The 13,329-nt window shown below is 60.1% G+C and carries 12 protein-coding genes and 1 tRNA gene; 3 read left to right on the top strand and 10 right to left on the bottom strand.

Annotated features, from left to right (window positions below):
- Window positions 1-2 precede the first annotated feature (2 nt).
- From QEO92_RS13320 to xylF, 6 genes are all read right to left on the bottom strand, one after another.
- A complete protein-coding gene (locus QEO92_RS13320) occupies window positions 3-899 on the bottom strand; it encodes a hypothetical protein (RefSeq protein WP_227703363.1) in 897 nt (298 codons plus the stop codon).
- 792 nt (window positions 900-1,691) lie between these two features.
- The gene (locus tag QEO92_RS13315; RefSeq protein ID WP_227703362.1) at window positions 1,692-2,288 is read right to left on the bottom strand and encodes a hypothetical protein; all 597 of its coding nucleotides are present in this window, start codon (window positions 2,286-2,288) and stop codon (window positions 1,692-1,694) included.
- A gap of 752 nt (window positions 2,289-3,040) precedes the next feature.
- A tRNA-Arg gene (locus tag QEO92_RS13310) sits at window positions 3,041-3,117 on the bottom strand.
- Between the two features lie 181 nt (window positions 3,118-3,298).
- Entirely contained in the window at window positions 3,299-4,084 is a 786-nt protein-coding gene (locus QEO92_RS13305) for an ATP-binding cassette domain-containing protein (RefSeq protein WP_227703361.1), read from the bottom strand.
- Window positions 4,085-4,111: 27 nt separating this feature from the next.
- The gene (locus QEO92_RS13300) at window positions 4,112-5,437 is read right to left on the bottom strand and encodes a sugar ABC transporter permease (RefSeq protein WP_227703360.1); all 1,326 of its coding nucleotides are present in this window, start codon (window positions 5,435-5,437) and stop codon (window positions 4,112-4,114) included.
- A 181-nt stretch (window positions 5,438-5,618) separates the two neighbouring features.
- Window positions 5,619-6,659, bottom strand: coding sequence for a D-xylose ABC transporter substrate-binding protein (gene xylF, locus QEO92_RS13295; protein WP_037148272.1), 1,041 nt, complete (start codon window positions 6,657-6,659; stop codon window positions 5,619-5,621).
- Between the two features lie 202 nt (window positions 6,660-6,861).
- Here xylF and QEO92_RS13290 point away from each other — a divergent pair, with 202 nt between their 5' ends.
- A complete protein-coding gene (locus tag QEO92_RS13290; protein WP_227703359.1) occupies window positions 6,862-8,088 on the top strand; it encodes an ROK family transcriptional regulator in 1,227 nt (408 codons plus the stop codon).
- Window positions 8,089-8,092: 4 nt separating this feature from the next.
- Window positions 8,093-8,305 (top strand): DUF3329 domain-containing protein, encoded by a 213-nt coding sequence (locus QEO92_RS13285; RefSeq protein ID WP_227703358.1) that lies wholly within the window; start codon window positions 8,093-8,095, stop codon window positions 8,303-8,305.
- 3 nt (window positions 8,306-8,308) lie between these two features.
- Here the strand turns inward: QEO92_RS13285 and QEO92_RS13280 are convergent, their stop codons facing one another.
- The 4 genes from QEO92_RS13280 to QEO92_RS13265 are packed head-to-tail and all read right to left on the bottom strand — an operon-like array spanning window position 8,309 to window position 12,071.
- Window positions 8,309-8,779: a hypothetical protein gene (locus QEO92_RS13280; RefSeq protein WP_227703357.1), complete on the bottom strand. Its 471-nt coding sequence runs from the start codon at window positions 8,777-8,779 to the stop codon at window positions 8,309-8,311.
- Window positions 8,780-8,839: 60 nt separating this feature from the next.
- On the bottom strand, window positions 8,840-9,685 hold the full coding sequence (locus QEO92_RS13275) for a transglutaminase family protein (RefSeq protein ID WP_227703356.1): 846 nt from the start codon (window positions 9,683-9,685) through the stop codon (window positions 8,840-8,842).
- A 16-nt stretch (window positions 9,686-9,701) separates the two neighbouring features.
- A complete protein-coding gene (locus QEO92_RS13270) occupies window positions 9,702-10,643 on the bottom strand; it encodes an alpha-E domain-containing protein (RefSeq protein WP_227703355.1) in 942 nt (313 codons plus the stop codon).
- An 18-nt stretch (window positions 10,644-10,661) separates the two neighbouring features.
- On the bottom strand, window positions 10,662-12,071 hold the full coding sequence (locus QEO92_RS13265) for a circularly permuted type 2 ATP-grasp protein (RefSeq protein WP_037148260.1): 1,410 nt from the start codon (window positions 12,069-12,071) through the stop codon (window positions 10,662-10,664).
- A gap of 334 nt (window positions 12,072-12,405) precedes the next feature.
- Here QEO92_RS13265 and QEO92_RS13260 point away from each other — a divergent pair, with 334 nt between their 5' ends.
- A complete protein-coding gene (locus QEO92_RS13260; RefSeq protein WP_227705161.1) occupies window positions 12,406-13,317 on the top strand; it encodes a DMT family transporter in 912 nt (303 codons plus the stop codon).
- Window positions 13,318-13,329 lie beyond the last annotated feature (12 nt).

Here is a 13,329-nt window from a genome sequence, read left to right as displayed (position 1 = left end):
GCTCAGACCCTCCGGGAGATAGTGGTGGAGGGGCCAAACGGGCGGCTCAGGTCGAGTTCGACCTTGCCCATGTATGCCAACCGGAGGCATGAGCTGGAAACGACGTGCACGCCGGCGACTGGTTGTGCTGACTCCCGCGCTTCGTCATTCCAGCGTTCTAGGAGGGCATTATAAGGCAACGCTTCGGACAGTCTCTCGACGGTCATGGGAAGCGGTTGTTCGAGAATGCTTCGCTCCATCATCGACAGATCGACCTCACCCCACCGCGGTCGATTGGCATGGATGAGGTTGCGATTGTAGAAAAGTGGCTGGCGCAGGGTCTCTGAAGCCCGGATCATTTGATACGAAGCGCCGCAGTCCTTCGATAGCGAGAGCGCCAGTTCTTGTGTGCGCTGCTCGCATTTCTGCGCATCGAGGTCATGCTTGTAGTCGATAAAGCCCACGGTGCCGTCCCGTCGGAGCACCGAGACCGCAGGAATATAATCCTTCCACTCGGTGTCTTTTCTATCGGGCGTGGCCGCGATATACCTTAAAACGATCGGGTATGCGGCGATCGCAACGATATCGGGATCGCCATCGAGAAGCGTCAACCCATTCAGGAGCCAGCTACCACGAGCGGTGAATACACCCCCTGATCTGATCTTTCGTGACGTGAACCTGAAACGACTGTGCTCTCGGACGCGCGCCGGGAACGAAACGAGCGGCTCGTGTTCCTGCGAGAAGATGTAGTCGAACGTCCGGCGCAAGTGCTCCGGCCGCCATTCGTTGCCATGAGGGATGCACTGCAAGAGCACCTTGTAGTCATCCAGTTTTGATCGCTTGCGGTCGTCCGATGGCAACGGTTTCGTCACACGGGCAGGCTTCTTCAGTTTTCGGGTAGGGCGATGAGGACTTGGCATTGTGGACTCTCCTTTTGACGTGAAAGAAGGACAGCTCACCGACGTCCGCTTGCGCGGGGGCAGGGGAGGCGACCAGTGGGGTCAGCTCTCTCAGCAAAATCGTCGAGATTCCGAAATTTTCGAGATCTTCATTGTGGATCTTCATGACCCCCACGGATGAACTTTGAGCATGACTGATCATTGGCAATACCTCTCCGTTCACGCCCAGGGTGCCGGAGCGCGTTCGATGAACTATCTGTTGACATCGGCCAGAACGGGTAGATTTCGCCTGGCGCGCATGCAAGGTCCCACAGGTCTGACCGCTCGGCAAGAGCTATGGAGCCGCTAACAAATTGATAAGATTGAGGATTCGACGATGTATCCTTGAGGCGTGCGCCAAGTATATCGCGACAAGCGAGTCCTGCACCGAGTCCTTCCTGGGACATCGTTGCAAGTAGATCGCAAGCACCGACAGGCTCTGCAACCGAGACTGCGTAGCATCTGCGGAAGTCAAACGACCCGACGGCGCAAGCCGCGGCAGGGACGATGTGGTGCCTTTGAATCTTTGAAGTCTTGCAGTCGCGTGCGAACGCGCGGCCTTAGGCTCGCGGAGGGATTCCTATTCGTATTCGCATCGTGTGCATCGCCATGTTTCCTTCATGGAATCCTGGTGGCTCGGCTGTGGCATCATCATGATCCGAGAGCCGTATGGATTGCGAGAAACGATATGTTCCGTTTTCGTTCTGACGTCAACGGGCCCTGTTACTTATTTTTAGAGCTTCGTCCTTGATCGACGTTGCAGGCGCGCCGCGGCTACCGAGCCAGGTTAGGTCCGGATGCTCGTATGGTTTCGAACGCTTCCTCGACATGATCATGGGTGAGGTGGAGCCGCGAACTCGCGGGCGAGGAGCCTTTTGACGAGGGAAACATCGTGAAGAAGTAGTCAGGGCGCGCGGCTACAAGATCCGGGTTGATACTGCCGCTGTTGTGCTTGAGCATGTTGTTGAGCAGATTCAAATTTGCCAGTTCCGGGCTGACTGGATACTTTTTGACGCTCTCTGCCAGCAATTGCGGAAAGAAGTCGCGTCTGCCGTGAAGTCCTGTCCATGTTCTGGCGGAGCGCTCCCAGTAGTGAAAGGCGCTCGTGACGAACGCCTCTCGCACGACAACGGCCGCCTGAAGTGCGGCCATTTCATCCTGAGCAAGCGAGCTTGAGACTGACCACAGCAGGATCCCGTCTTCATCGTGAACTTCGTCTTCAGGTCCGCCGTATTCATACTCCGAATGTGCCCTCGTAGCCTCGGCCATCGCGGCGGTCATCGTATTGGCTGAGGCCCGGTACGCTTCGCAGATCCGGTCGATGCCACTCTGGTACTGGTACGCTTTGAAGCTTTCGGGAAGAATCGCCATGGAAATGTCTCGTCAATGTGACAACTGAATGGAGTGTGGGACATGATGACGTCGAATCTTTCCGACACCAAGCCATGACCTGGGCGTCGTTAGCAATCATCGCGATCACGAGCGGCTTCGAAGCTGGGCTCTTTGGAAGGACTGGCCGAAAAATGCCCGCGGGGAGTCCTTGTCAAGTAAAATAATGAGACTCTGGAAATCACCTCGCAAACGCAATGTTGCTCAGGAACTGATTTCAGCTATGAATACATGCTATTTTCCGAGATGTTCTTTATTTTTCTTGTTGTCAACAAATACCGACGAATCAACGATCCGAGTATTCTATCGTCGGATTGGATCGGAAACGCGTCCCGGAACCCCGTCTATCTCGAACGAGGTGAACGAACGCGGAACAACTTTATTTTCATTGCTTGAAGGCTAACGGAAGGCGAGCGGCCTAAACGGGAAGGATTAAATCCTTGAGGCCAGATATCGAAGGAGTGGGCTGGAGTCGCTGAAACTGCGCGCGTTTAGCCCCACTTTTCCATGGTCGGTAGGATATCAGGTCCTGACCAAAACGGATGCCATTCATGGATAGATACCTTCCATTTCCAGGATGAGTGGCGTAAGGGCTGAAAACGCCCAGCGAACCCTAGAAAATCGGGACCGTTATTGTTTTTGTTACGTTTTTCGGATTTCGGTGTACGCTGATGGCAAGCTCAGTGCACGTTGTTGGCAAGCTGGTGTACGCTGTTGCCAAGCACTACAGAATTTGGCGCACCCGACAGGATTCGAACCTGTGACCTTTGGAATCGGAATCCAACACTCTATCCAGCTGAGCTACGGGTGCTAACCGTGCGATGCGATGACTCGCCGCGTCCGATGGCTGGTTCTTAACCCAGGATTACGGCCGCATCAATCGCCAATTTCAAGAGAATGGGCGGAACCGGAAAAGATCACCGGTTCCGCCTTGCCCCGCCCTTCCACGGCGGCGGATCGGGAAGGGAGGCGCTGCAGCGTTTTCAGATCGATCACGCCACTTTCATGGCGCCCGGTCCCGGGCTGGCGCCAGGCGGTACCTTGCCGAGGATGATCATGCCAAGCACTTCGTCCTTGGTGACGTCCCCGGTGCGGGCGTGGCCCACCACCTTGCCGTTCTTCATCACGAAGACGCGGTCGGCGAGATCGAAGACATCGTGGATGTCGTGGCTGATCAGGAAGATGCCGATCCCCTCCCGCTTCAGCTGCTTGATGAGATCACCTACCTGGGCCGTTTCCTGCGGTCCGAGCGCTGCCGTCGGCTCGTCCATGATCAGGATGCGGGCGTCGAAGAGGATCGCGCGGGCAATCGCGACCGATTGCCGCTGGCCGCCCGAGAGCGCCTTCACGGGCTCCTTGAAACGCCTGAAGTTGGGGTTCAGGCGCCCCATTACCTCGCGGGTGCTCGCTTCCATGGCAACGTCGTCTAGCGTGCCCCACTTGGTCCTGAGTTCGCGGCCGAGATAGAGGTTGGCGGCGGCGTCGACGTTATCGGCAACCGCGAGCGTCTGATAGATCGTCTCGATACCGTATTTCTTCGCGTCACGTGGATTGCGGATATCGGCGGGTTCGCCGTTGATCAGGATTTCGCCCTCATCGCGCCGGTAGGCGCCGGAGAGAATCTTGATCAGCGTCGATTTGCCTGCGCCGTTATGTCCGAGCAGCGCCACGACCTCGCCGGGGAAGAGATCGACCGAAGCGTTCTCGACCGCATGAATCCCGCCGAAGGAGATGGAAATGTTCTTCATTTCCACGAGCGGAGTGGTTTGTTCCGTCACGATGAAAACTCCTATCTATTTGGCCCGTTACTTGGCTTTGGCGCGGTAGACGGTGTCGAGCCAGACGGCGAGCACGAGCACGGCGCCGACGACGATGCGCTGGAAGGGCGTGTCGATGCCGAGCAGCACCATGCCGGATTGCAGCGACTGCATGAGAAGCGCGCCGAGCATGGCGCCCGCAATCGTGCCGACGCCGCCGGAAAGCGACGTGCCGCCGATCACGGCCGCGGCGATGGTGTAGAGTTCGTCGAGCTCACCTTGAGCGTTGGTCGCGGCGTTGAGACGGGCCGTGGAGATCGCCGCGGCGATGGCGCAGAGAATGCCCATCAGGGCGAAGATCTTGACGGTCACCCAGCGGGTCTTGATGCCGGCGAGTTCGGCAGCTTCCGGATTGCCGCCGATCGCGAAGACATAGCGGCCGAAGCGGAGCCTTGTGGCGATGAACGTCATGACGATGCCGACGGCGATCGCGATCAGCACCGGCACGGCGATGCCGTGGGAGATGAAGAGCCCGCCTTCCGGCCAGGGGATACTGTTTGCTTCCGCATAACGGCGGGCGATGTTGATCGGCCAATAATAGTCGTTGGCGATCGAAACGACGCCGAGCACGATGATGCAACCCAATGCCGCCAGCACGTATTCGGCCCAGATCGGCCGGCGCGGAAAGTGGAAGCGTTTGCGCTGGCGTCGGCCGTTGATGATCGCGGCGACGATCGCCAGACAGGCGAGGATGCCGACGATCCAGCTCCAGGTGGCGCCGATCGAACCGTCCGTGCCACCGCCCATCAGGCGGAAATTGGCATCCATCGGCGCGACGGTCTGGCCGCTCGTCACGTACCATGTCGCGCCGCGCCAGACGAGCAGACCACCGAGAGTGACGATGAAGGACGGGACATTGAGAAAGGCAATGATCGCGCCCTGGAAGGCGCCGATCAGGCCGCCGACGATCAGGCCGCCGGCGAGCGCGATCGCCCAGGTGGCCGGATGGTTGAAGCCGAGCACCTGGGGCAGGAGCTGCGCCTGCAGGACCCCCATGATCATGCCGGTGAAGCCGAGGATGGAGCCGACGGACAGGTCGATGTTGCGGGTGACGATGACCAGCACCATGCCGGTCGCCATGACGGCGACGGAAGCGGTCTGCACCGAGAGGAACCAGAGGTTCCGGGGCGTCAGGAACAGCCCGCCGGTCATGATGTGAAAGCCCACCCAGATGATCAGCAGTGCGCCGATCATGCCGAGCAGACGCGTGTCGATCTCGGTTGCACGGAAGAAGCGTGCGACGAGGTTGCCCTCGGCCTGTCCTGTTCCTCCCGATGTCGCGGAATTCGTTGTGGAATGTGCCGTGTCGGCCATGTCTTGCCGTTCTCCACCGTTCTTGAGGCCTTTCGGTCTGGACTGACGTCCGACCGAGCCTCCGGATGACGCTCCGCCGCTTCTTTCTCGTCTCGTGCGACTGCGCCATTTTACGCCGAAAACCAGCGCCGCGGCAGGGGGCTGCGGCGCCGGACTATTTTATCGGCCCGAAATAGCCTGCTCAGTTGCAGGCGGCGACTGTGCCGGCTTTGACGCCCTGGCAGGCTTCCGCCTTGCTGATCCAGCCGGCCTCGATGACGACGTTCAGGTTATCCTGAGTGATCGGCAGCGGCTTCAGGAAGACCGACTGCATCGGCTGCTTCTTCGGTCCGCCGTTGAAGGTCTGGACGTTCGGGATCTCGGTCATCTTCTTGCCGGAGGCCAGTGCAAGCGCGATCTCGGCGGCAGTCTTGCCGAGTTCACGCGAGTCTTTCCAGACGGAGACCGTCTGGGTGCCGAGCGCCACGCGGTTCAGCGCTGCCTTGTCGGCGTCCTGGCCGGAGACCGGAACGGAGCCTGCAAGACCCTGGGCGTCGAGTGCTGCGATCGCGCCACCGGCCGTGCCGTCGTTCGAAGCCACGACTGCATCGACCTTGTTGTCGTTCTTGGTCAGGAACTGTTCCATGTTCTTCTGGGCATTTTCCGGTTTCCAGCCGTCCGTATAGGCTTCGCCGACATTCTTGATCTTGCCCGCGTCGATTGCCGGCTTCAGCACTTCCATCTGGCCCGAAAACAGGAAGTCCGCATTCGGATCGGCGGAGTTGCCCTTGATGAAGACGTAGTTGCCTTCCGGCTTCACCTTGAACACGCCCTCGGCCTGCATGCGGCCGACTTCCTTGTTGTCGAAGGTGATATAGAAGGCTTCCGGATTTTCGATCAGGCGGTCGTAACCGACGACCGGGATGCCTTCGGCGGCCGCCTTTTCGATCGCCGGCCCGATCGCATCGCTATCCTGAGCCAGAACGATCAGCGCATTGGCCCCCTGAGAGATCAGCGACTCGACGTCGGTGAGCTGCTTGGAGGCAGAAGACTGGGCGTCGGCGGAAATATACTTTGCCCCGGCCGCTTCGAGCGCCTTCTTGATGGCTGCTTCGTCGGTCTTCCAGCGTTCTTCCTGGAAGTTCGACCAGGATACGCCGACGACGACCTGCTGCGCCATGGCGACGGTGTGCATGGAAACGAGGATGGCCGCGCCGGCCATTAACTTTACAAACGATCTCATCATGTCCTCCCGAGTGACGGCGGATGGGCCTCAAGCCTCCGTGCTCTCCCCCCGCCAGATTACCTGCCGGAAAAACGCCAGCGCTTTTTTCTCGACAGTCGAGAAATCAGATGTCAGAGATTCAGAGGACTGTCAATCGGCACTTGTGGAGGACAAGACACTGCCGTATCGACAGAATGAGCGAGGAGGAACAGCGGGGTCCATGCTGGCGAAATCGAGCACGGAATTGGTCCGGCAGCAGAACAGTGCGCTTGTGCTGGCTGCGTTGCGTCGCCGTGGCCGGCTGGCCCACACGGAAATCTCCGATGCGACGGGTCTGGCCTCGGCAACCATTTCCGCCATCACCGCTGATCTCGAGCGTGCCCGCATCATCGAGAAGAGCGAGCAGCAGGCAACGGCCGGTCGGGGCAGGCCGCGCGTGCTCTTCAGCCAGCGGCGCACCTGCGGCTATCTGGTCGTCGTCATCATCTCCTCCGATTCCATCCAGTATTCCCTGGTTGATTACGCCGGCACGCTGCTTGACCGGTTTGCCGAGCCGCGCGGGCAGGGCGGCACAGACGCTTTCGTAGCTTCCATCTCGGCGGCGCTCGAACGCGTGGTCGCCCGATCGAGCATCGATCGCGACAGCGTGCTGCTCGTCTCGGTCAGCAGCAAGGGATTGGTTCATCCGGGCAAGCCCGTTCTTGTCTGGTCGCCGGTCTTCGGTCTGCAGCCGGTGGATTTTACCGAGGTGCTGGGGCGCGGATGGCCGGCCAGGGTCATCCTCAACAACGAGACCCTGCTGGTGGCAGGTGCGCTGCTTGAGCGTGAGGCGAAGAAGGAGGGCGGCGGTGAGCGGGCGCTTGCTGCACTTTCTCTCGGTCACAGCATCGGGCTCGGTATCGCCCGCCGGAATGCCGCCGGCGTTGCGGAAATTTCCGCGCCGAATTTCGGGCATATGCTGCATATTCCCAATGGCGGGCTCTGTCGTTGCGGCGCGCGCGGCTGCATCGAGGCCTATGCGGGCTTCTATGCGATCCTTCGCATGGCCTTCGAAGTGCCGATGGATACGATCCCGGCGAAATTCGTGCCGATTGCGGAGATCGACAAGATCGCTGCTCAAGCCCGACTGGGCAACCGCATGGCTCAGTTCGCCTTCCGCCAGGCGGGCGTGGCACTTGGCAACGGGCTGTCGCGTCTGCTCAGTCTCCACGGCCATATGCCGGTCTTCATCACCGGACCGGGAACAAGGCATCAGGATCTTCTGCAGGCCGGCATCGAGGAGGGTTTATCCCAGACCCAGGTCGTGCGGCTCGAAGGCATGCCGGCGCTCTCCGTCGTGCCGGATGAACCTTCGCTGGTCTTCGAAGGTCATCTCAACCTTGCGTTTTCCATCATCGATCAGGATATTATTCTCTCGAGGCCCCATATAAGGGCAGCTGGAGAATGATGCCATGATCGATCCGAACCATCCCTTCTACGAGCCGCTCTGGCGACGGTTGCTGATCCCGGTGATCTGCGCCATCTGGGCGGCATTCGAGCTTTATACGGGCGAGCCGTTCTGGGCGATCATCGTTGGGGCCATGGGTCTATATGCGAGCTACAAACTGTTCCTGGAGAAGCGCAAACCAGGTGCCCGGAAGCCCACGGAGGAGCCGAAGGAGTAGGCTCTAGCGCCAGAAGAGCCCTTTGATCGCAGTATCGATCAGCAGGTTCGCCGTTTTCATGCGGATATTGGCGTTGTCGCGGAATTCCGGTGCGAATCCATCGGGATGGTTGGTCTTGGCGAACTGCCGCCGCTTTTCGGCGAGTGTCGCTTCGGTGTCGACCGCGGTGATTGCGAGCTCCTCGGCGATCTCTTTCTCCGTCAGCCGGAGCAGATGAGCGGGAATTTGGGGCGCCGACTTTGGTTCTTCCGCTTCCGTGAGAGGCAGGTCGAACTCAGGCAGTTCCGGCAGGAAGGCTAGATAGGCTTCCGTTCCGATTGCGGCCAATGCCTGTCCTTCATCCGTCGGCGCAACGAAGCCCATGCCAAGCCCCTTGATGCGGAAGCTTGCCTCCGTCTCTTCGGCTTCTTCCTCGCCGCGTTCTTCCTTCAGCCGGGTCAGCACCGACTGGAAGACCGATTGTCCGAACAGCATGCTTCATCCTTTTGCATCGAGGAGGAAGAGAGCACGCGGAGATGGTGCAGGGCTTGCGGTTTACTCCTGGCCTTGCGTCTGCCCCTGGCTTTGCTTCTGGCGCTGCGTCTGCATTTGCGCCACGGTCAGCGACACCTTGAGGTTCTCTCCCGCCGGGCCGATGCGCATGCCCGAGACCGGCGCGCAGTCGCGGTAGCAAAGGCCGGAGGCGATCCGCACGTACCGGTCGTCCGGGCAGAGCTTGTTCGCCGCGTCGAAGCCGACCCAGCCGAGACCCGGCAGATGCACTTCCGCCCAGGCATGGGTGGCGACCTGTTCGGTCGCGCCTTCCATCAGCAGATAGCCGGAAACGTAGCGTGCCGGGATATCCAGGAAGCGCGCCGCCGAAACGAATATATGCGCATGGTCCTGGCAGACGCCGGTTTTCGCCGCCAGCGCCTCTTCGGCGGTCGTCTCGCTGTTCGTCGAGCCGGGCGTATAGGCAACCGTTTCGTGGATCGCCTCCATCAGCGCATGCATCTGGGCAAGCTCGCTGTCACCCTTGACGCTCCTTGCGAGTTCCCGGACGAGCTTGCCGGGCTTGGTGCGCTGCGTGTCGCGCAGGAAAAGCCAGAGCGGGCAGAAACCCTGATGCGGCCCATAGACGCCGGCGCGGTCCTCGGTCTCGACCTCGCCGGAGGCCACGATGCGGATCATGTGCTCGGCGCCTTCCACGGAGACGAGTTCGGTGCGGTTGCCGAACTGGTCGGCGTAGCCCGCCTCGATCTTGGCGCCGTCGACGGTAATCGACCAGTTCAGCACTTTTTGGCCTGGCCCATCGACCGGAGTAAGCCGCAAGCGCTGCAGGGAGTAGGATACCGGAGCGTCATAGAGATATTCGGTCGTGTGGGAAATCTTCAGCCGCATGTGCGGTTATCCTGCTCTACTGGTAGAAACGGTAGCCTTCGGTGATCTCGGCGCTAAGCTGGTTGTTGCGGCTGACGAAATCCTCCAGGAATTCGTGCAGGCCCTGATCCATGATGTCGGTGATCGTGCCGCGCTTCAGCGTCGAGCGGATGGCATCGGCCGTTTCGTGCGCCTTCAGCCGCTCGCCGTAGTCTTCGGCGATATAGCCGAGATTGCTGACGATCTTCTCGTAGCAATAGGCGAGCGAACGGGGCATCTGCACCTTGAGGATCAGGAAGTCCGCGATATTGGCGGCTTGATATTCTCCGTCATAGACCCATCCGTAGGAACGCTGGGCGGAAACCGATCGCAGGATCGATTCCCACTGAAAATTGTCGAGCGCCGATCCGACCTGGCTCACCGACGGGAGGAGCACGTAATATTTCACGTCGAGGATGCGGCTCGTATTGTCCGCCCGTTCGATGAACGTGCCGATGCGTGAGAAATTGTAGAGGTCGTTCCTCAACATCGAACCGTGGAAGGCGCCACGGATCAGGCCGCAGCGCTGTTTGATGACGTCGATCAGCTCTGGCAGGTCAGTGGGCTTCAGTTTGCGGGAAAGCCGGGTTTTCAGGTCGATCCAGCATTCGTTGGTGGCTTCCCAGGTCTCGCGGGTCAGCGCCGTGCGCACCATGCGGGCGTTGTTGCGCCCGAATTCGATGCAGGACATGACGCTCGACGGATTGGATTGGTCGCGCAGGAGGTAGTCGATCGCATCCGCCGCCGTCAGTTCGGCATGCACTTCCGAATAGGCTTCGCGCACGCCGGCGCTTTCCAGCACACCGTGCCAGTCCTCGTCCGAAGAGCCGGCGCGGGTGAGCGAGACGCGCAGGCCGGCATCGACAAGGCGGGCGATATTTTCAGCTCTCTCGATGTAGCGGAACATCCAGTAGAGGCCGTTTGCAGTTCTTCCGAGCATATGATTACGACCTCGACCTCAATCTTCCAGAACCCAGGTGTCCTTGGTGCCGCCGCCCTGGCTGGAATTGACCACCAGCGACCCCTGTTTCAGCGCCACGCGGGTCAGGCCGCCCGGAATGATCTGCACCTTGTCGGAGACGAGCACGTAGGGACGCAGGTCGACGTGGCGCGGCGCGATGCCCTTGTTGACGAAGATCGGCACGGTCGAGAGCGCCAGCGTCGGCTGGGCGATGTAGTTGTTCGGCTTGGCCGCGAGCTTCTCCGCGAATTCAGCGCGTTCCTTCTTCGTCGCTGTCGGGCCGACCAGCATGCCGTAGCCGCCGGAACCGTGCACTTCCTTGATGACCAGCTCCTCGATGTGCTCCAGCACGTATTTGAGGCTTGCCGGCTCCGAACAGCGCCAGGTCGGCACGTTTTCCAGCATCGCCTTGCGACCGGTATAGAACTCGACGATCTCCGGCATATAGGAGTAGATCGCCTTGTCGTCGGAAATGCCGGTGCCGGGAGCGTTGGCGATGGTGATGTTGCCGGCCCGGTAGACGTCCATGATTCCGGGAACGCCGAGTGCAGATTCCGGCCGGAAGGTGAGCGGATCGAGAAAATCGTCGTCGACGCGGCGGTAGAGCACGTCGATCGCCTCGTAGCCGCGGGTCGTGCGCATCTTCACGCGGCCATCGATGACGCGCAGGTCGCCGCCTTCCACCAGTTCGACGCCCATCTGGTCGGCGAGGAAGGAATGTTCGTAATAGGCGGAATTGTAAATGCCGGGGGTGAGCACCGCGACGCGCGGCTTCCCCTTGCAGCCGGGCGGGGCGAGCGAAGCGAGCGACTGGCGCAGAAGCCGCGGATAGTCCTCGACGCGCTGCACCTTGTTCAGCGTGAAGAGTTCCGGGAACATCTGCATCATGGTTTCCCGGTTTTCCAGCATGTAGCTGACGCCGGACGGGGTGCGGGCGTTGTCCTCCAGCACGTAGAACTGGTCCTCGCCGGTGCGGACGATATCGGTGCCGACGATATGGGTATAGACGCCGCCCGGCGGCTTGAAACCGATCATCTGCGGCAGGAAAGCGCTGTTCTTTTCGATCAACTGGCGGGGGATGCGGCCCGCCTTGATGATCTCCTGCTTGTGATAGATGTCGTCGAGGAAGGCGTTGAGGGCGAGAACCCGCTGTTCGATGCCCTGGGCGAGCTTGCGCCATTCTCGGGCGGAAATGATGCGGGGGATGATGTCAAAGGGGATGAGCTTTTCGGAACTGTCGGCGTGTCCATAGACCGCGAAGGTGATGCCCGTCTTTCTGAATATGTTTTCCGCATCCTGGGTTTTGCGGATCAGGTGGGCGGCATCCTGGTTGGTATACCACTCGTGATAGGTCTTGTATGGCAGTCGCGGATGGCTTTCCGCGGTTAACATTTCATCAAATGCCAAAGGCGCGTTCCCCGATTTTTTGACCATAAGAGTACAATGCAGGTAGCAATGCAAGAACCATGCACAGTTGCCGGCGCGGATTCCGAAGCGTCAGAAAATCGTCGTCTCGAAACACCCTTCCTGCCTAAAGGTAGTATTTGCGGTGCTGGACAAGGCTACGGCTACCGAAAGGTGTCTTCCGTCCCTCTGCCTGCAAAAGCGCCAACTGCCCAACTGCTGTTCAGGTACCGTTCAAGCGCCATTCAATGCAGCCATCAGTTTTTCTGTTTTGACCATCAAACCGACTGTGCATAGACAAGCGCGACCTGCCTTTTGTCAAAACCGTCCGGAATCAATCATGCTCGATCGACTGGCTCCGGCCCTTTTTGTCTTCCTCTGGTCCACGGGCTGGATCGTCGCGAAATACGCGGCGGCGCATGCCGATCCCATCACCTTTCTTGCCGTGCGGCATACGCTCGCGGCGATCGCCTTCTTGGCTGTGTGTTTCGTCATGGGGGCGAAATGGCCGAAGAGTCGCGGTCAGTTCGGCCATGCGATCCTGTCCGGCGTCTTCCTGCACGGGTTTTATCTTGTCGGCGTCTGGTATGCGATCGGGCAGGGGGTGCCTGCGGGCCTGTCCGGCATCATTGCCGGTCTTCAGCCGCTGCTGACGGCGATGGTTGCGCCGTTTTTTATTGGCGAACGGCTGCAGCCGGCCCAGAAACTGGGCTTGGTGCTCGGTTTCGCCGGCATCCTGATCGCGATTTCGCCGCAGCTTCTCGACGTCTTCGATCGCGGCCTTGCAGGCCTTGCCCTTCCAGTGCTGATCAACCTTGTGGCGATGACCTCAGTCACCTACGGCACGCTTTACCAGAAGCGGCACCTGCAGGAAGGCGACCTTTTTTCGATCGCGACGCTGCAGTTCGTCGGCGCGCTGATCGTGACCGTGCCGTTTGCGCTCGTGCTTGAAGACCTCCGCTTCGACTGGAGCCATCAGGCGGTATTGGCCATGGCCTGGTCAGTCTTCGGCATTTCCATGGGCGCGGTCGGGCTCCTCCTCTATCTCATCCGACGAGGACAGGTGTCACGCGCAGCCTCACTCATCTATCTGATGCCGCCCGTCGTGGCGGCCGAGGCGGCGATCCTGTTCGGCGAGCCGCTGACGCTCCCGATGATCGTCGGCACCGTGATCGTCGTGGCAGGCGTCTACCTGGTGAATCGGAGGAGCGCCGGGCTTTCTCCCGAACAAAAGAAAAGAGCGGCCTGAAAGCCGCTCTCC

Origin of the sequence: Neorhizobium petrolearium, from assembly GCF_029854435.1 — a bacterium.
Lineage (GTDB): Bacteria > Pseudomonadota > Alphaproteobacteria > Rhizobiales > Rhizobiaceae > Neorhizobium > Neorhizobium petrolearium.
Note: the sequence above shows the minus strand (reverse complement) of the source record. Positions and strands in the feature narration are given on the sequence as shown.

Excerpts from the sequence above, each read along its gene's own strand:
- QEO92_RS13270 (WP_227703355.1), bottom strand. The coding sequence starts at position 10,643 with ATGCTCGGAAGAACTGCAAACGGCCTCTACTGGATGTTCCGCTACATC.
- QEO92_RS13275 (WP_227703356.1), bottom strand. The coding sequence starts at position 9,685 with ATGCGGCTGAAGATTTCCCACACGACCGAATATCTCTATGACGCTCCG.
- QEO92_RS13290 (WP_227703359.1), top strand. The coding sequence starts at position 6,862 with ATGCTGGCGAAATCGAGCACGGAATTGGTCCGGCAGCAGAACAGTGCG.
- xylF (WP_037148272.1), bottom strand. The coding sequence starts at position 6,659 with ATGAGATCGTTTGTAAAGTTAATGGCCGGCGCGGCCATCCTCGTTTCC.
- QEO92_RS13320 (WP_227703363.1), bottom strand. The coding sequence starts at position 899 with ATGCCAAGTCCTCATCGCCCTACCCGAAAACTGAAGAAGCCTGCCCGT.
- QEO92_RS13315 (WP_227703362.1), bottom strand. The coding sequence starts at position 2,288 with ATGGCGATTCTTCCCGAAAGCTTCAAAGCGTACCAGTACCAGAGTGGC.
- QEO92_RS13285 (WP_227703358.1), top strand. The coding sequence starts at position 8,093 with ATGATCGATCCGAACCATCCCTTCTACGAGCCGCTCTGGCGACGGTTG.
- QEO92_RS13280 (WP_227703357.1), bottom strand. The coding sequence starts at position 8,779 with ATGCTGTTCGGACAATCGGTCTTCCAGTCGGTGCTGACCCGGCTGAAG.
- QEO92_RS13300 (WP_227703360.1), bottom strand. The coding sequence starts at position 5,437 with ATGGCCGACACGGCACATTCCACAACGAATTCCGCGACATCGGGAGGA.